This window comes from Nioella sp. MMSF_3534, assembly GCF_030732985.1.
GTDB lineage: Bacteria > Pseudomonadota > Alphaproteobacteria > Rhodobacterales > Rhodobacteraceae > Nioella.
Map to the genome: position 1 here is coordinate 62,179 of NZ_JASHJX010000017.1, position 15,976 is coordinate 78,154.

At 62.2% G+C, this 15,976-nt stretch carries 19 protein-coding genes; 12 read left to right on the top strand and 7 right to left on the bottom strand.

Annotated elements, in window-relative coordinates; translation table 11 throughout:
• Positions 1-60: 60 nt before the first annotated feature.
• Entirely contained in the window at positions 61-366 is a 306-nt protein-coding gene (locus RBB16_RS09185; protein WP_306045879.1) for a DUF2834 domain-containing protein, read from the bottom strand.
• A 174-nt stretch (positions 367-540) separates the two neighbouring features.
• Here RBB16_RS09185 and RBB16_RS09190 point away from each other — a divergent pair, with 174 nt between their 5' ends.
• From RBB16_RS09190 to RBB16_RS09200, 3 genes are all read left to right on the top strand, one after another.
• Positions 541-2,190 carry an electron transfer flavoprotein-ubiquinone oxidoreductase gene (locus RBB16_RS09190; RefSeq protein WP_306045880.1) on the top strand — a complete coding sequence of 550 codons (1,650 nt, stop codon included), beginning with the start codon at positions 541-543 and terminating at the stop codon, positions 2,188-2,190.
• 109 nt (positions 2,191-2,299) lie between these two features.
• Positions 2,300-3,994: a tetratricopeptide repeat protein gene (locus tag RBB16_RS09195; protein WP_306045881.1), complete on the top strand. Its 1,695-nt coding sequence runs from the start codon at positions 2,300-2,302 to the stop codon at positions 3,992-3,994.
• Complete coding sequence (locus RBB16_RS09200) at positions 3,991-4,821, top strand: 4-(cytidine 5'-diphospho)-2-C-methyl-D-erythritol kinase (RefSeq protein WP_306045882.1); 831 nt, start codon at positions 3,991-3,993, stop codon at positions 4,819-4,821. The genes RBB16_RS09195 and RBB16_RS09200 overlap by 4 nt, the downstream gene beginning before the upstream one ends.
• Positions 4,822-4,827: 6 nt before the next feature.
• On the opposite strand, the gene RBB16_RS09205 is transcribed toward RBB16_RS09200, so the two are convergent.
• Positions 4,828-5,829 (bottom strand): polyprenyl synthetase family protein, encoded by a 1,002-nt coding sequence (locus tag RBB16_RS09205; RefSeq protein ID WP_306045883.1) that lies wholly within the window; start codon positions 5,827-5,829, stop codon positions 4,828-4,830.
• 54 nt (positions 5,830-5,883) lie between these two features.
• Between RBB16_RS09205 and RBB16_RS09210 the strand changes: the two genes are divergently transcribed.
• From RBB16_RS09210 to RBB16_RS09220, 3 genes are all read left to right on the top strand, one after another.
• Positions 5,884-6,102, top strand: a complete 219-nt coding sequence (locus RBB16_RS09210; RefSeq protein ID WP_306045884.1) for a DUF2007 domain-containing protein — start codon at positions 5,884-5,886, stop codon at positions 6,100-6,102.
• Positions 6,103-6,855 (top strand): tRNA1(Val) (adenine(37)-N6)-methyltransferase, encoded by a 753-nt coding sequence (locus tag RBB16_RS09215; RefSeq protein ID WP_306045885.1) that lies wholly within the window; start codon positions 6,103-6,105, stop codon positions 6,853-6,855. It begins immediately after the preceding gene.
• A 113-nt stretch (positions 6,856-6,968) separates the two neighbouring features.
• Positions 6,969-7,133 carry a YdcH family protein gene (locus RBB16_RS09220; protein ID WP_071689364.1) on the top strand — a complete coding sequence of 55 codons (165 nt, stop codon included), beginning with the start codon at positions 6,969-6,971 and terminating at the stop codon, positions 7,131-7,133.
• Positions 7,134-7,330: 197 nt separating this feature from the next.
• Here RBB16_RS09220 and phbB read toward each other — a convergent pair whose 3' ends face one another.
• The 3 genes from phbB to RBB16_RS09235 all read right to left on the bottom strand — a co-directional run bounded on the left by phbB (position 7,331) and on the right by RBB16_RS09235 (position 10,396).
• Entirely contained in the window at positions 7,331-8,056 is a 726-nt protein-coding gene (phbB, locus tag RBB16_RS09225) for an acetoacetyl-CoA reductase (RefSeq protein WP_306045886.1), read from the bottom strand.
• A gap of 162 nt (positions 8,057-8,218) precedes the next feature.
• Entirely contained in the window at positions 8,219-9,394 is a 1,176-nt protein-coding gene (locus RBB16_RS09230; RefSeq protein WP_306045887.1) for an acetyl-CoA C-acetyltransferase, read from the bottom strand.
• Positions 9,395-9,562: 168 nt separating this feature from the next.
• Complete coding sequence (locus tag RBB16_RS09235; RefSeq protein WP_306045888.1) at positions 9,563-10,396, bottom strand: EAL domain-containing protein; 834 nt, start codon at positions 10,394-10,396, stop codon at positions 9,563-9,565.
• A 126-nt stretch (positions 10,397-10,522) separates the two neighbouring features.
• Here RBB16_RS09235 and RBB16_RS09240 point away from each other — a divergent pair, with 126 nt between their 5' ends.
• Positions 10,523-11,110: a DNA-3-methyladenine glycosylase I gene (locus RBB16_RS09240; RefSeq protein WP_306045889.1), complete on the top strand. Its 588-nt coding sequence runs from the start codon at positions 10,523-10,525 to the stop codon at positions 11,108-11,110.
• Positions 11,111-11,195: 85 nt separating this feature from the next.
• Here RBB16_RS09240 and RBB16_RS09245 read toward each other — a convergent pair whose 3' ends face one another.
• Positions 11,196-11,756: a TlpA disulfide reductase family protein gene (locus tag RBB16_RS09245; RefSeq protein ID WP_306045890.1), complete on the bottom strand. Its 561-nt coding sequence runs from the start codon at positions 11,754-11,756 to the stop codon at positions 11,196-11,198.
• 28 nt (positions 11,757-11,784) lie between these two features.
• Here RBB16_RS09245 and argH point away from each other — a divergent pair, with 28 nt between their 5' ends.
• From argH to RBB16_RS09265, 4 genes are all read left to right on the top strand, one after another.
• The gene (gene argH, locus RBB16_RS09250) at positions 11,785-13,176 is read left to right on the top strand and encodes an argininosuccinate lyase (RefSeq protein ID WP_306045891.1); all 1,392 of its coding nucleotides are present in this window, start codon (positions 11,785-11,787) and stop codon (positions 13,174-13,176) included.
• Positions 13,173-13,319, top strand: coding sequence for an argininosuccinate lyase (locus RBB16_RS09255; protein WP_306045892.1), 147 nt, complete (start codon positions 13,173-13,175; stop codon positions 13,317-13,319). Before argH ends, RBB16_RS09255 begins: the two co-directional genes overlap by 4 nt.
• Positions 13,320-13,436: 117 nt before the next feature.
• Entirely contained in the window at positions 13,437-13,907 is a 471-nt protein-coding gene (gene greA / locus RBB16_RS09260) for a transcription elongation factor GreA (protein WP_071689373.1), read from the top strand.
• Between the two features lie 36 nt (positions 13,908-13,943).
• Positions 13,944-14,972: a hypothetical protein gene (locus RBB16_RS09265; protein WP_306045893.1), complete on the top strand. Its 1,029-nt coding sequence runs from the start codon at positions 13,944-13,946 to the stop codon at positions 14,970-14,972.
• A 135-nt stretch (positions 14,973-15,107) separates the two neighbouring features.
• On the opposite strand, the gene RBB16_RS20660 is transcribed toward RBB16_RS09265, so the two are convergent.
• Positions 15,108-15,536 carry a helix-turn-helix domain-containing protein gene (locus RBB16_RS20660; RefSeq protein ID WP_371931228.1) on the bottom strand — a complete coding sequence of 143 codons (429 nt, stop codon included), beginning with the start codon at positions 15,534-15,536 and terminating at the stop codon, positions 15,108-15,110.
• Between the two features lie 306 nt (positions 15,537-15,842).
• On the opposite strand from RBB16_RS20660, the gene RBB16_RS09270 reads away from it, so the two are divergent.
• Positions 15,843-15,976, top strand: a 134-nt coding sequence (locus tag RBB16_RS09270; RefSeq protein ID WP_306045896.1) for a transposase, incomplete at its 3' end; no start/stop codon positions are given.

Here is a 15,976-nt window from a genome sequence, read left to right on the forward strand (position 1 = left end):
GGTATCTTGCGTATTGCGACCCCGAAGTCGCCGACAGCGCCCGGCAACCCTGATCCGGGGTCAGCGCCGCAGCGCCAGGTAGAGCGGCAAGCCACAGCTGACCCCGATGCAGAACGTGGCCGGGATCGCCACAAGCCCCCACCAGTTGCGCCGCTGCACTGTCTCGATCAGGACCCAAATCGTCAGCGCCAGTGCGGCAATGGTCAAATCCCAAACCAGGCCAGACGTTGCGGCATTGGCATGCCAGGCCTCGACCATGCCCGCGATCGACCAGCCGTGTTCCCGAAACCAGGCCAGGAAATAGCGCATCGGCAGCACTGTCCCCAGAATCGCGAGAGCGAAGAACAGAAGGCGGGTTGGGGTCATGGAGATGTCCTTTGTTGCGCGGCGAGGCCAAGGGGCGACGAAACATAGTTAGCCTGCGACGCCGAAAGGCAAAGTGATGTTGCGTCGCAATTGACGCGGAACGCGGGCCGCGTTACCCCATCGCGAACCGAAATTCTTGGCGCTTGGGGGCGTCGAACCAGAGGGAATTCAGGAATGTCCGAGATCGAACGGGAGTCGATGGAATATGACGTCGTCATCGTGGGGGCGGGGCCGGCTGGCCTGTCGGCTGCGATCCGTCTGAAGCAGCTCGATGCCGACCTGAGCGTCGTCGTGCTGGAAAAGGGCTCCGAGGTTGGGGCGCATATCCTGTCGGGCGCTGTGCTGGACCCCTGCGGTCTGGATGCTCTCATCCCTGACTGGAAGGAAAAGGGTGCACCGCTGAACACCGCGGTCAAGGAAGACAATTTCTACGTTCTTGGCCCGGCGGGCCAGCTGCGCGTGCCGAACTTCCCCATGCCGCCCCTGATGAACAATCATGGCAATTACATCGTCTCCATGGGCAATGTCTGCCGCTGGATGGCCGAGCAGGCCGAGGAAATGGGCGTCGAGATCTTCCCCGGCATGGCCTGTTCCGAACTGGTCTATGGTGACAATGGCGAGGTGAAGGGCGTTGTCGCGGGCGTCTTCGGGCTGGAGGCTGACGGCAGCATCGGCGAGAACACCGAACCGGGGATGGAACTGCACGGCAAATACGTGTTCCTGTCCGAAGGGGTTCGCGGATCGCTGGCCAAGGAAGTCATCGCCAAATACGACCTGTCCCACGGGCACGAGCCGCAGAAATTCGGCATCGGGATGAAAGAGATCTGGGAAATCGACCCCGCCAAGCACCGCGAGGGCACGGTCACCCACACCATGGGCTGGCCGCTCGGGTCCAATGCTGGCGGCGGATCGTTCATCTACCACCTCGAAAACAACCAGGTCTATGTGGGCTTCGTGGTGCACCTGAACTACAAGAACCCGCACCTCTTCCCTTACATGGAATTCCAGCGCTTCAAGCATCACCCGATGGTGGCTGACCTGCTGGAGGGCGGAAAGCGCATCGCCTATGGCGCGCGGGCGATTTCCGAGGGTGGCTACCAGTCGATGCCGAAGATGGTCTTCCCCGGCGGCGCGCTGCTTGGCTGTTCCGTCGGCATGGTCAACGTGCCGCGCATCAAGGGCAACCACAACGCGATGCTGTCGGGCAAGGCGGCGGCGGAGGCTGCCTATGAGGCGATCAGCGCGGGCCGCAGCAGCGACGAGCTGACCAGCTACGAGACAGAGGTGCGCACTGGCGCCATCGGCAAGGACCTCAAGCGCGTGCGCAACGTCAAGCCGATGTGGTCGAAGTGGGGTCTCACCGCCTCGCTCGTCTTCGGCGGGCTGGATATGTGGACCAACAACCTGTTCGGCTTCTCCTTCTTCGGGACGCTCAAGCACGGCAAGACAGATGCCGAGGCCACAGAAGAGGCCAGCAAGCACAAGGTCATCGAATACCCGCGCCCCGACGGCAAGATCAGCTTCGACCGTCTGACCAATGTCAGCTTCTCGATGACCAATCACGAGGAAAGCCAGCCCGCGCATCTGCATCTGAAGGATGCCAGCGTGCCGATTTCGGTCAACCTGGCGAAATACGCGGAACCGGCGCAGCGCTATTGCCCGGCGGGTGTCTACGAGGTGGTCGAAAAGGACGGCAAGCCGGAATTCGTGATCAACTTCCAGAACTGCGTGCATTGCAAAACCTGCGACATCAAGGACCCCAGCCAGAACATCACCTGGGTCACGCCACAGGGCGGCGACGGGCCGAATTACCCCAACATGTGATCACTTCCCTGACAGGAACCGAAAAAACGGGGCGTCCAACAGGGCGCCCCGCATTGCTTCCCGGGCATGGCGCACCTAATCTCTGTTCCAGATTGAGCAGGAGCATTCGATGCAAACCCTTTCCCGTCTGGCGCTGATCCTTGGTCTCGGCCTGTCTGCCCCCGCACTGGCCCAGAACACGGTCGCCCTGGAACCCGGACTGGCCGGTGCCTACCTAGCCGCCCGCAGCGCGGCCCTGTCGGGCGACCACAGGGAAGCCGCGATCCAGTTCCAGCGCGTCTTGCGCGCCGACCCGGACAACCAGGCAATTCTGGCCGATGCCATGCTGGCGCTCGCCGCGATCGGTGACTGGGACCAGGCCGCATCTTACGCGAACAGGGTTGACGAGGGCTCGTTCGACCGGGATTTCGCGAACCTCATCGAACAGGTGGCGCGAATCCGTGCAGGGGATCTGGCCGGGGCCAGCGCCGCCGCAGTCGAGATGACAGGGGCCGGTCCCCTGGTCGACCCGCTTCTCGAGGCATGGCTCTATCTTGCAGAGGGCGACATGAGCCGCGCGAGCGCGACCTTTGAGGCGATCATCGACAGCAACAGCCCCGTGGCAGGACTGGTTCCCTATCAATACGCGCTTGCACGGGCCTCTGTCGGGGATTTCGAGGGGGCGGATGCGATCCTGTCCGGCGAGGTCTACGGGCCACTTCAGTTCAGCACCCGAAGCGTTCAGGCCCATGCGCAGATCCTCGTGCAGCTGGACCGGACCGAGGATGCGCTGCAACTGCTGAACCTTGCGCTCAGCCAGAACGCCGACGAGACCCTGTTCGTACTTCGCGACGAGATCGAAGCCGACCCAACCCGTCCTTATGATTTCATCATCACACCCGCGGAAGGCATGGCAGAGGTCTTTTTCTCTCTTGCCCGCGCCCTTGGGACCGAGGCCGGGACAACCCTGCCGCTGATCTATGCCCGCGCCGCACATGCGGTCGATCCCGGCCATATCCACTCGGCGATTCTGGCTGCCGACATCCTGTCGGAAGCAGAGCAATATGAAATGGCCGAAGACAGCTATGAAATGGTGCCGCGCGAAAGCCCGCTCTTCGTGCAGGCCGAAATGGGCCGGTCAGAGGCGCTGTTCCAGCAGGGCCGCGAGGATGCGGCCATCGAGGTTCTGCATGCCCTGGCGCGCGACTATGACAACCTGGCCGCCGTCCACACCGCGCTTGGCGACGCGTTGCGGCGCGAGGAACGGTTCGAGGAAGCGATCGAGGCCTATAGCGACGCCGTCAATCTGGTGGAGCTTGACCAGCAGCGCTATTGGTTCCTGCTTTATGCCCGTGCGATAAGCTATGAGCGCAGCGACATGTGGGACGAAGCAGAGGCCGATTTCCGTGCCGCGCTGGAACTGTCGCCGGAACAGCCGAATGTGCTGAACTATCTGGGCTATTCCCTGGTCGAACAGAACCGCAATCTCGATGAAGCGCTCAACATGATCGAGCGGGCCGTCGCGGCGCGACCCGACAGCGGCTATATCGTCGACTCGCTTGGCTGGGTCTTCTACCGTCTTGGCCGGTTCGAAGAGGCCGTCGCCCCCATGGAACGCGCGGTGGAGCTGCTGCCGAACGATCCAATCGTCAACGACCATCTGGGGGATGTCTACTGGATGGTTGGGCGCTTCCGCGAGGCCGAATTCCAGTGGAGCCGCGCCCTGTCCTTCGATCCTGATCCGGCAGAGGCCGACCGCATTCGCCTGAAGCTCGAACTGGGGCTGGATGCCGTTCTGGCCCAAGAGGCCGAGACCAACCCGTGATCTGCGAAGACGCCCCGGCGAAGATCAACCTCGCGCTGCATGTGACCGGGCAGAGGCCGGATGGCTATCACCTGCTCGACTCGCTCGTCGTCTTCGCGGGGGTCGGAGACCGGTTGCGCTTTGCCCCCGCCCGCGATCTGTCCCTGTCCGTGACGGGGCCGATGGCGGAGGGTGTGCCGACGGGGCCGGACAACCTGATCCTGCGTGCAGCGGCCTTGTTCGGGGCCGGGCGCGGGGCGGCCATGACGCTGGAAAAACACCTGCCCCACGCGGCCGGGATCGGCGGGGGATCGGCAGACGCGGCCGCCACCCTGCGGGGTCTGGCGCGGCTATGGAACTGCCCGCGCCCCTGCAGGGCGTCAGTGCTGACACTCGGGGCCGATGTGCCGGTCTGCCTGTCCCGCGCACCACAACGCATGGCAGGGATCGGCGAGATCCTTTCCCCGGTTCCGCCGATACCCTGCCTGCACGCCGTTCTGGTCAACCCGCGGGTGGCTGTCCCGACAGGCGCGGTTTTTCGGGGTCTGACCAGCAAGCAGAATGCGCCAATGGCCCCCCCCGATTGGGACGGGTTCGACAGTTTCACCGCATGGCTGTCGCGGCAGAGGAACGATCTGGAGCCACCCGCGCGCGCTCTGGCACCAGAGATCGGCGAAGCCCTGACCCTGTTGCGAAATACCGGCGCGGCGCTTGCCCGGATGAGCGGGTCCGGCGCGACCTGTTTCGGGCTGTTTGAAACAGATGATCAGGCCGCAGACGCCGCGCGCGTGATCAGAAGCGCACAGCTTGGCTGGTGGGTTCAGGACACCGCAATTCAGACGGGCTGAACGGGCTCAGCTGACCCGCTCAACCACGAAATCCGCCAGATCGGCCAGCATGTCGCGCAGCGGATGCGGGGGCAGCTCTGCGATGGCGGCTTTCGCCTCATCCCTGTAGCGCAGCGCCTCGACGCGTGTCTCCTCCAGCGTGCCATGTTTGCGCAGCAGGGTCAGGGCGGTGTGGAGGTCGCCTTCTTCCTGACGCCCCTTTTCAATGGTCCGCTGCCAGAAAGCGCGTTCTTCTGCGTCGGCTTTGGCAATCGCCTTGATCATCGGCAGCGTCAGTTTCCGTTCGCGGAAATCGTCCCCGATATTCTTGCCAAGCGCGCCGGATGTGCCGCCGAAGTCGAGCAGGTCATCGACGATCTGAAAGCTCATCCCAAGCGCATCGCCATAGCGCGCCAGAGCCGACACCTGCACGTCGGACGCCCCCGCCACGACACCGCCCACCTGGGTCGCGGCCTCGAACAGCGCTGCGGTCTTGCCCCGGATGACCAGCCGGTAGGTGTCTTCGCCCGTTGACAGGTTCTGCGCGGCGGTCATTTGCAGCACCTCGCCCTCGGCAATCGTGGCCGACGCGTTCGCCAGAATGTCCAGCACCCGCAGCGACCCGCATTCCACCATCAACTGGAAGGACCGGGAAAACAGGTAATCGCCCACCAGCACCGAGGATTTGTTGTCCCATAAAAGGTTCGCCGTGGGCCGCCCGCGCCGCTGTTCGCTTTCATCGACCACGTCGTCATGCAGAAGCGTCGCGGTGTGGATGAATTCCACCGTCGCCGCCAGCTTCTGGTGGTCGGTGCCATCGTACCCGCAGAGCCGCGCCGCCGCGAGCGTCATCAGCGGCCGGATGCGCTTGCCGCCCGCCTCGACCAGATGTTGCGTCACCTCGGGAATTCGGGGCGCATGATCGGACGCCATCCGCGTGCGGATCAGGGCATTCACCGCCTCCATATCCTCGGCCAGATACTCGCGCAAACGGTCATGCGGTTTTGTGGCGGCGTCAGCGAGGGTCATACGGAGGTCTTCCTTCTCTCGACATTGGGGCGTCGTAGGCTTATCTGCCCTACCATGAAAGAACTTCTGCGCAGCACCGATCCGACCGTCATCGCCTTTGCCTCGGCACTTCTGTCGGGCGAGGATATAGAGGTGTTCGTAATGGACGTCCATATGAGCGTGCTGGAAGGCTCCATCGGCGTATTGCCGCGCCGGATGATGGTGCGCGACGAGGATCTGATTGCCGCCGAGCGTGTGATCCGCGACAACGGCATCCCGACCGGACGTGACTGAATGAGGTTCGCCGAAGCGGAGCTGACCCATGATGCCTTTCTTGGCGGGCGCATTCATGCCTGGCAGCCGCGCCACGGCTATCGCGCCGCAACCGACCCCGTGTTGCTGGCGGCGGCTGTCGAGGCCACGCCGGGGCAGTCGGTGCTGGAGCTTGGGTGCGGGGCCGGTGTGGCCTGCCTTTGCCTTGCGGCCCGCGTTCACGGCCTGACCCTGACCGGCGTTGAACGGCAATCGGAATACGCTGAACTCGCCCGACGCAATCTGGGACCCGTGGCGCGTATCCTCACCGCCGACCTGACAGACCTGCCCGCCGATCTTCGGCAGGAGAGTTTTAACCACGTCATCGCCAACCCGCCCTACTACCCTGCCGGGGGCGGCACCTCTGCCCGCGACAGGGGACGCGAGGCGGCGCTGCGTGAAGAGACCCCGCTTGAAAGGTGGGTCGATGTCGCGGCCCGCAGGCTGGCCCCCAAGGGCTGGCTGACGATGATCCAGGCCGCCGACAGGTTGCCTGACATGCTGGCTGCCATGGCCCCGCGCCTAGGCTCCATCACCCTTCGCCCTCTTGCTGCCCGCGAAGGCCGCGCCGCAAGCCGGGTGCTGGTGAAAGCCCGCAAAGGCGGCCGCGCGCCCTTTGCCCTGCTGCCGCCGCTGGTCCTGCATTCGGGACCGGACCACCGGGAAGATGGCGACGATTTCACGCCTCTCGCCCGGTCCATCCTCCGCGATGCCGCCCCGCTGCCCTGGGTCTGATCGGCGGGTGTCCGCAGGTTTCCGACAATTTCATGCAGGCTTTGCGTGACATGAATCGCGACCTGTGCTTGGCTTGTCATACGGACGTTACACATCAGAGAGGAGGACATTGAATGTCGGTAGGCGCTCATCTTCAGGAACTCAGGAAGAAACACGAGACCCTCTCACGCAAAGTCGAAGAATACCAACGAAGCCCCGGCACAAGTGACATCGACATCCAGGAGCTGAAAAAGCAGAAGCTCCGCATCAAGGAAGAGATCGCGCGCCTCGACGCCTGATCCCATGACCAAAGCGGATGTGCGGCGTCAGCCCGGCACATCCGCAATTCGGATGAACACCCGCCCTCTTGCCAGGGTCAGGGTGTTTTTTATTCCGATGCCAACATTTCGCTGCACGCTCCGCTGAGGGCTTGAAGGCGAACACGAAAAGGCCCCTGCCCCGAAGGGCAAGGGCCTGCATTGCGAGGCTGTAGCGCTTAGACGAAGAACTGCGCGCCGTTGGCCGAGATGGTCGACCCGTTGATGAAGCCGGCATCGTCAGAGGCCAGGAACACAACGCAGCGCGCAATTTCCTCGGGTTCCCCCAGACGGCCTGCCGGGATCTGCGGGATGATGCGTTCGTTCAGCACTTTCTCGGGGATCGCGCGGACCATTTCGGTGCCGATATAGCCGGGGCAGATCGCGTTTGCGGTGATGCCCTTGGCGGCGCCTTCCTGGGCCAGCGACTTGACGATACCCAAATCGCCCGCCTTGGTCGCGGCATAGTTCACCTGACCGGCCTGGCCCTTCTGGCCGTTGATCGACGAAATCACGATGACGCGGCCGAAGCCACGGTCGCGCATGCCCGGCCACACCGGGCGCACGGTGTTGAACACGCCGGTGAGGTTGGTGGCAACGACCTTGTTCCACTGTTCGGGCGTCATCTTGTGAAAGAATCCGTCCCAGGTGATGCCGGCATTGGCGACAACCACGTCGACAGGGCCAAGATCGGCCTCGACCTGGGCGATGCCAGCGGCGGACGAGTCGTAGTCGGCCACGTCCCATTTGTAGGTTTTGATGCCGGTGTCGGCGGTGAAGGCAGCGGCCTTTTCGTCATTGCCGGCATAGGTGGCGGCGACCTCGTAGCCTTCGGCCTTGAGCGCCTTGGAAATGGCTTCACCGATGCCGCGGGTGCCGCCGGTGACGAGTGCAACTTTTGCCATGGTCTTCTCCAATCTGGTGTGTTCGGTTGGTAACTCTGTTATTCATTTGCTACGGAATACGCAATATTGTTTCGCGGTTGTTTTGCCGCAGCTGCGAAGGTCCCTGAAGAAGAAGGGCGCCTCTGCGGGCGCCCTTGTTATGTTCTCACTGGCCCCTGACGCTTAAGGACGCTCGACGCAGAGCGCCACGCCCATGCCACCGCCGATGCAGAGTGTTGCGAGGCCCTTCTTGGCATTGCGGCGCTGCATTTCGAAGAGCAGCGTGTTCAGAACGCGGGCACCGGAGGCGCCAATCGGGTGGCCGATGGCAATGGCGCCGCCGTTCACGTTCACGATTGCCGGATCCCAGCCCATGTCCTTGTTCACGGCACAGGCCTGCGCGGCAAAGGCTTCGTTGGCTTCCACAAGATCGAGGTCCTCGACCTTCCAGCCTGCCTTGTCGAGCGCCTTGCGGGACGCGTAGATCGGGCCGACGCCCATGATCCGCGGGTCAAGCCCGGCGGTGGCGTAGGAGGCGATGCGCGCCAGCGGTTCGATGCCGCGCTTTTCGGCCTCGTCAGCGGACATCAGCAGGGCACCGGCTGCGCCGTCATTGAGCCCGGAGGCGTTGGCAGCGGTGACGGACCCATCCTTGGTGAAGGCCGGGCGCAGTTTCTGCATGGCCTCCATGGTGGCGCCGTGGCGGATGTACTCGTCGCTGTCCACGATGATGTCGCCCTTGCGGGTCTTGATCGTCACGGGCGTGATTTCATCCGCGAACTTGCCGGCCTTCTGGGCGGCTTCGGCCTTGTTCTGGCTGGAAACTGCGAATTCATCCTGCATGTCACGGCTGATCTGCCACTGTTCAGCAACGTTTTCAGCGGTCTGCCCCATGTGGTAGCCGTTGAACGCGTCCCACAGCCCGTCGCGGATCATGGTGTCGATATATTTCATATCGCCCATCTTCTGGCCCTGCCGCAGCGCGGCGCAGTGGGGCGAGAGGGACATGTTTTCCTGGCCGCCGGCGGCCACGATCGAGGCATCGCCGAGCATGATATGCTGCGCGGCCAGTGCCACGGCCCGCAGGCCCGAACCACAAACCTGATTGATGCCCCAGGCCGCGCTTTCCTGCGGGAAGCCCGCGTTGATATGAGCCTGACGAGCGGGGTTCTGGCCCTGCCCCGCGGTCAGCACCTGGCCGAGGATGGTTTCCGAGATCTCGGATTTGTCCACACCCGCACGCTCGACCAGAGCGTTGAGAACAACGGTTCCAAGGTCATGGGCTGGGGTGTTGGCGTAGGAGCCGAGGAAGCTGCCGACGGCAGTTCGGGCAGCGGAGGCGATGACAACATTGGTCATGTCAGATCCCTTTTCGATTTCTTCGAGTCATCCGGACGGGCGGGCCCGACTCGGCGCGACGGAAAGGTTGCGGTTACGCAGGGTCATAGTGTCCCTTTGTATACGTCACAACTGACACGGTGTCTCATGCTGCAGTGCAGATCAATCGGTGATTGTGCTGACGGAAGGTCAGGTGCCGGTGGCCGCCTTGTCCACCAGCCAGGGTGGGGTCAGGCTCGGCGCCCCGAAGAAATACCCCTGCAGACAGTCGATTCCCGATTGGGCGAGCCACCCGGCTTCGGCCCCGTTTTCCACGGTTTCCGCCACGGTGAACATGTCGAAATGGGTGGCGATGGAAATCAGCGCCTCCATCAGAACCTGATTGTTGGGATCGGAATGGACGTTGCGCACGAACTGCCCGTCGATCTTGACGATGTCGAAGTAGAACTCCCGCAGATATCGGAAGGCGGTGTAGCCTGCGCCGAAATCGTCCAGCGCGAAGGCAATGCCCTTGTCCTGAAGCTCCGACATGAAGGTGGTCACCAGTTCCGGCATCTGCATGGCGGAGCTTTCCGTGATCTCCAGGATAAGGCGTTCCCCGATCTTGGGATCGGAGGACAACCCGCGATTGAGGATCTGTTTCCACTTCGGATAGCCGATCGACCGGGCGGACATGTTGATCGACAAGCGCAATGACGGCGTCTGCCGCAGCGCGCGAAGCCCGGCCCTTAGCGCCGCACAGTCGATTTCCCGCCCCAGTTCCTGGGTTTCGACGGCCCCCATGAACTCCTTGGCGGGGATGACCCGGCCGGTTTCATCCAGAATGCGAATCAACCCCTCGTAGAAGGCCACGGTTTGCGGGTTCGCGGCTTGCACGACCGGCTGATAGGCCAAGACAGCATCGCCCCGGTCCAGCGCCTCGCGCACCATGGTCATGGTGTTGCGATCCCGGCTTTGTACCGCGAAATCCAATGGGCTTTCCTGACCCGCATCGACGAGCTTCCTACGCTTGCGCCCCCGCATGGCAGTCTCCTTCAACAGACCGCGCCACCATGCAGCCGCAACAGTTAAGCCATGGTGAATTTTCTCATTTTGTTCTAATTTGGGGAAAAGCCGATGGATTGCGATTTCCGCAAGGAGGACAAGAGGATGGCAGATACGCGCTGCACCTGGCCCGGAACCGACCCTCAATATGTTGCCTATCACGACGAGGAATGGGGAGTGCCGGAATGGGACAGCCGGGCGCTGTTCGAGAAACTGATTCTCGACGGGTTTCAGGCCGGGCTGGCCTGGATCACCATCCTGCGGAAACGTGAAAACTTCCGCGCGGCCTTCGCCGGGTTCGACCCGCATGTGATCGCACAATGGGGCGAGCCGGAGGTTGAGCGGCTGTTGCAGGACACGGGCATCATCCGCCACCGCGGCAAGATCGAGGCGACCATCGGGAACGCGCGGGCCTGGCAGCGGATCGAAGCCGAGCAGGGGTTCTCAGATTTCCTGTGGAGCTATGTGGGCGGATCGCCCATTCAGAACCGCTGGACGGCGATGAACCAGGTCCCGGCCTCGACCCCGATTTCGGAGCGGTTATCGAAAGACCTGAAGAAGGCCGGGTTCAAGTTCTGCGGACCGACCATCGTCTATGCCTTCATGCAGGCGGTCGGCATGGTGAATGACCACTTGGTGACCTGTCCGTGCCATGCGCGCGTGGCGGAGCTGACGCGCAACGCGGACATCTAGCGCGACAACGGCGCTTCGAAGCGCCGTGCCAAGCGCCTTCGAAGGCGCTTTCAAGGGCTTTCCAAAGCCCTTCCCCGCGCCCCGATCAGCCGTTTTCGCCAGACATCAAGGCCGTGAGCAGCGCAATCGCCTCGTCGCTGGCCCAATCCGCATCCCCGCGCAGGCGCCCGATCTCCTGCCCCTCGGGGTTCAGCAACACGGTGATCGGCAGGCCAAGCACCCCCATCTGGCGGGACATGGTCTGGCGCGGGTCGAGATAGACGGGCAGGTCGGTCACGCCTTCTTCCTCGAAGAACCGGTTGATCGCCGGGATCGGATTGCGCCCGGAGGCAATCGTCACAACCGCGAAATCCTCGCCCCCCAACTGCTGTTGCAGCGCATTCAGCGACGGCATCTCCTCCCGACACGGCGCACACCAGGTGGCCCAGAAGTTCAGCACCACGAAGCGGCCTTCGAAACCCGCCAGCGTCATTTCGGTGCCTTCCACATCCGTAAAGTTGACCTCGGGCACCTCTTGCGGCTGATCATGCAGCACCATGGCGCGCATATCTCCGGCCAGCAGATCCTCCACCCCGTCGGCAGCAACGGCATTTGCACCCAGGCACAAGGCCATGTAGAGCGGGGCAAGTCGGACAAGACGGAACATTCACTTTCCTCCGGGGTTATACGGATCCATGTCGAACAAGAGCTCGAACGCAATGTGGGGCGGCCGCTTTGCCGCTGGACCGGACGCGATCATGGAGGCGATCAACGCCTCGATCGGGTTCGACAAGCGATTGGCAAAGCAGGACATCGACGGGTCTCGCGCTCATGCGGCCATGCTGGCGGCTCAGGGTATCCTCACTGATAGTGATGCGGAAGCCATCCGGGAAGGGCTGCTCACGGTCTTGTCAGAGATCGAGGGCGGCACGTTCCAGTTTTCCACCGCGCTGGAAGACATCCACATGAACGTGGAATCGCGGCTGAAAGAGATCGTGGGCGAGCCGGCAGGCCGCCTGCATACGGCACGCAGCCGGAATGACCAGGTCGCGACCGATTTCAAACTGTGGGTCCGCGACCAGATGGATGCGGCCATGGCGGGGCTCACTGCGCTGATGCAGGCCCTGATCGGGCAAGCCGAGGCCGGGGCCGATTGGGTCATGCCCGGTTTTACCCATCTGCAGACGGCGCAGCCCGTCACCTGGGGTCATCACATGATGGCCTATGTGGAGATGTTCGCGCGGGATCGCTCGCGCTTCGCAGACGCCCGCAAGCGGATGAACGAATGCCCTCTGGGCGCGGCCGCCCTGGCGGGCACGTCCTTCCCCATCGACCGGGAGGCAACGGCGGCGGCGCTTGGCTTCGACCGGCCTGCGGCGAACAGCCTCGATGCCGTCAGCGACCGGGATTTCGCGCTGGAATACCTGTCATCCGCCACGATCTGCGCCATGCATCTTTCCCGCATGGCCGAGGAACTGGTGATCTGGTCTTCGGCACAGTTCCGCTTTGTCACGCTGTCGGACCGGTTTTCCACCGGCTCCTCGATCATGCCACAGAAAAAGAACCCCGACGCGGCGGAACTGATCCGCGCAAAGATCGGGCGCATCCTCGGGGCCAACGTGGCGCTGCTGACGGTGATGAAAGGCCTGCCGCTGGCCTATTCCAAGGACATGCAGGAAGACAAGGAACAGGTCTTCGACGCTGCCGACAACCTGGCGCTGGCCCTTGCCGCGATGGAGGGCATGGTCCGCGACATGACCGCCAACGTGGCCAACCTGGAAGCGGCGGCAGGCAGCGGCTTTTCAACCGCGACCGACCTTGCCGACTGGCTTGTCCGCGTGCTCGACATGCCGTTCCGCGATGCCCACCATGTGACCGGCGCGCTCGTGAAGCTGGCCGAGGACAAGGGTTGCGACCTGCCGGATCTGAGCCTTGCCGACATGCAATCCGTGAATGGGCAGATCACCGCCGATGTGTTCGACGTCTTGGGTGTGCACAATTCCGTTGCGTCCAGAATGTCCTATGGTGGCACGGCGCCCGAGCAGGTGCGCGCGCAAATCACCCGCTGGAAGGAAGCCCTCGCATGACCCGATTGATCCCCGCGCTGATCGTCATCGCCCTTCTGACCGCCTGCGGCGTCGATGGCAGCCCGACCCACCCGGAACCGCGCCCGGAGCCCGGCATTTCGATCAGTGGGACGGTCGAGATCGGGGTTGCGGGGGGCAACTGACGCCGCCCGAGTTTTCGCAGCCATTATTATCACCTTTGCCGTTGAACTGCGGGCTGAGGCCCCATATCGTCCAGACCTTGAGACGCCGCATAACACAGGGACAGTAGCGTACATCCTATGGACAAGATTCCGATGACCCCCACGGGCTATTCAGCCCTCGACGCCGAACTCAAGACGCTCAAGACCGTCGAACGCCCGGCCATCATCGCCGCCATCGCAGAGGCGCGCGAGCACGGGGATCTGTCGGAGAATGCGGAATATCACTCGGCCCGCGAAAAGCAGTCCTTCATCGAGGGCCGCATCAAGGAGCTGGAGGGGCTGATTAGCCTCGCGCAGGTCATCGACCCCAAGACCCTGTCCGGTGCCATCAAGTTCGGCGCAACTGTCGAACTGGTCGACGAGGACACCGAGCAGGAGAAAACCTTCCAGATCGTGGGCGAGGCCGAGGCGAATATCGAAAAAGGTCTGCTCAACATCAACTCCCCCCTCGCGCGTGCCTTGATCGGGAAAGAGGAAGGTGACAGTGTCGAGGTGAAGACGCCGGGCGGCAGCAAGGATTACGAGATCGTCAAGATCTCCTACATCTAGTATCATCGCGCTGCCTCTACGCGGAACTTGGTGGTTATGGCAGACGAAAAGCACCCGACCTCATTGGACCTGGGCATCTATTCACAGGAACGCGTGACCCCGCGGATCACGACCGTCGAGGTCATGGCACTGGTGCTTTCGGCGCTTTGGCTTGCTGGCGTGGCGTGGTTCTTCTATGGCACCGACCTGTCGGCCTTCGCGGGGCTTGGCGGTTCGCCCTTGGAAGTCACCATGCTGATGATGGCGATCTTCATGCCGATCGCGCTGATCTGGGTCGCGGCATCCGCCGCCAAGACCGCCAAGATCATGCGAGAGGAAGCCGCCCGCCTGCAAAGCGCCATAGACGCCATGCGTGCGGCCTATGTGGCACAGCAGCAGCGTAACGCGGTCGAGATCAAGCCCGCGCTCATCGCCAAGCTGACAGAAATCGTCGAGGCTCAGCGCGGCACGGAACCCGCCCAGGCCACCTTCACCAGCCTGCGCAAACCGGCGGAGCCTGCCGAGGACCGCGCCGCCGTGGCCCACCCTGCCCCGCAATCGGACACCCCGCAGCCAAGTTTCGGCTTTGGCACCCCGGCAGAGGCTTTGGACGATCCGATCTCCATCGCTGATTTCATCAAGGCGCTGAATTTCCCCGAAAACGAGCACGACAAGGAAGGCTTCCGCACCCTGCGCCGGGCGTTGCAGGACCCCTCAACAAAGAAACTGATCCGCGCCAGCCAGGACGCGCTGACCCTGCTCAGCCAGGACGGCATCTACATGGACGACCTGCGCCCCGACCGCGCCAAGCCCGAGATGTGGCGGCGCTTCGCAAAGGGCGACCGGGGCAAGGCGGTGGCCGCGCTCGGCGGTATCCGCGACCGGTCTTCTCTGGCCCTGTCAGCGGGCCGGATGAAACAGGACCCGGTCTTCCGCGACGCGGTCCACCATTTCCTGCGCCAGTTCGACCGGACGCTGGTGGATTTCGAGCAGAACGCCACGGACGAGGAAATCGCCCAAATGTCCGAAACCCGCACCGCCCGCGCCTTCATGCTTCTTGGTCGGGTGACGGGGACGTTTGATTGATTTGGGGTATTGGGTGGTTCTGATAGCCAGATCATTACTGGTAGGGGGAACGGCAAAAACGGTCGTTTTCGCCAGTGACAGAAACGTATGAGTTTTGTCTAGAATTGCGACCTGAGTCTTGTGGTCCACAGATGACTACTCGAAGTCTCTCTCAATCTTTGACCACTCCTGAATCCGAGTATGGAAGCATTCAATCAGCTCCTCGCACAGGGATATCATTTTTCGATACTCATCGATTGAAAAGTACGTATCAGTTTGCATGTGTTCTCGTGCGATACGGTGCAGGTCGTGCACAGAAGCATTTGCGGACTGTGCGAGGTCGCTATGCCTAAACGTACTCAATAATCTCTCAAGATCGCTTTGCGTCCGCTCGCATCTTCGGCTTTTAAGCAATGCAGAAGCCATTTGGACAATGGTCTCATCTTTGACAGGACCGCCATTTTCCAAGCTATAGATGGTTGTACGAGATGCTCCCGTGATCTTTGAGAGGTCACTGATCGTCAACCCTTCTAGTTTTCGCAGTTTTTGGAGGTCGAAGCTTTCAGAAAGCTTTTGCTCCTTCATGAGTTCACCCCGCTTGAAAAAATGAACAGTTCTGAACAATCAGCATGTTCACTTATGTACAGGTATCTGATTTTCGCGATCCTGTACCTATTGCTGAACAGAAATGTTCAGTCGGTGCTGTGCATTAATGTTCAGCGGACATTTTGTAAGTTGGGGATTGGGACGACAATCACGGTGCGTAAGTCTGAAAGGAGGTGATTGCCATCCCACGACATCATATGATCGTCATCTCGCTCATGCTAGGCTCAGGACCCATTGATTTCCGTCTGGCGGCATGATTCACGGCTCGAAAAAACGAGCGGTAACATGTCTGATCTCTTCTGGCTGACCGAGGCGCAGGTGGCGCGTCTGGAGCCCTACTTTCCTAAATCCCACGGCAAACCACGCGTTGATGATCGGCGAGTGCTGAGCGGGATTATCTTCATCAATCGCAATGGCTT

Coding starts and splice junctions, on each gene's coding strand:
- argH (WP_306045891.1), top strand. CDS start 11,785: ATGTCGAACAAGAGCTCGAACGCAATGTGGGGCGGCCGCTTTGCCGCT.
- RBB16_RS09185 (WP_306045879.1), bottom strand. CDS start 366: ATGACCCCAACCCGCCTTCTGTTCTTCGCTCTCGCGATTCTGGGGACA.
- RBB16_RS09205 (WP_306045883.1), bottom strand. CDS start 5,829: ATGACCCTCGCTGACGCCGCCACAAAACCGCATGACCGTTTGCGCGAG.
- RBB16_RS09230 (WP_306045887.1), bottom strand. CDS start 9,394: ATGACCAATGTTGTCATCGCCTCCGCTGCCCGAACTGCCGTCGGCAGC.
- RBB16_RS09240 (WP_306045889.1), top strand. CDS start 10,523: ATGGCAGATACGCGCTGCACCTGGCCCGGAACCGACCCTCAATATGTT.
- RBB16_RS20660 (WP_371931228.1), bottom strand. CDS start 15,536: ATGAAGGAGCAAAAGCTTTCTGAAAGCTTCGACCTCCAAAAACTGCGA.
- RBB16_RS09215 (WP_306045885.1), top strand. CDS start 6,103: ATGAGGTTCGCCGAAGCGGAGCTGACCCATGATGCCTTTCTTGGCGGG.
- RBB16_RS09255 (WP_306045892.1), top strand. CDS start 13,173: ATGACCCGATTGATCCCCGCGCTGATCGTCATCGCCCTTCTGACCGCC.
- RBB16_RS09220 (WP_071689364.1), top strand. CDS start 6,969: ATGTCGGTAGGCGCTCATCTTCAGGAACTCAGGAAGAAACACGAGACC.
- RBB16_RS09190 (WP_306045880.1), top strand. CDS start 541: ATGTCCGAGATCGAACGGGAGTCGATGGAATATGACGTCGTCATCGTG.
- RBB16_RS09235 (WP_306045888.1), bottom strand. CDS start 10,396: ATGCGGGGGCGCAAGCGTAGGAAGCTCGTCGATGCGGGTCAGGAAAGC.
- RBB16_RS09210 (WP_306045884.1), top strand. CDS start 5,884: ATGAAAGAACTTCTGCGCAGCACCGATCCGACCGTCATCGCCTTTGCC.
- phbB (WP_306045886.1), bottom strand. CDS start 8,056: ATGGCAAAAGTTGCACTCGTCACCGGCGGCACCCGCGGCATCGGTGAA.
- RBB16_RS09265 (WP_306045893.1), top strand. CDS start 13,944: ATGGCAGACGAAAAGCACCCGACCTCATTGGACCTGGGCATCTATTCA.
- greA (WP_071689373.1), top strand. CDS start 13,437: ATGGACAAGATTCCGATGACCCCCACGGGCTATTCAGCCCTCGACGCC.
- RBB16_RS09245 (WP_306045890.1), bottom strand. CDS start 11,756: ATGTTCCGTCTTGTCCGACTTGCCCCGCTCTACATGGCCTTGTGCCTG.
- RBB16_RS09195 (WP_306045881.1), top strand. CDS start 2,300: ATGCAAACCCTTTCCCGTCTGGCGCTGATCCTTGGTCTCGGCCTGTCT.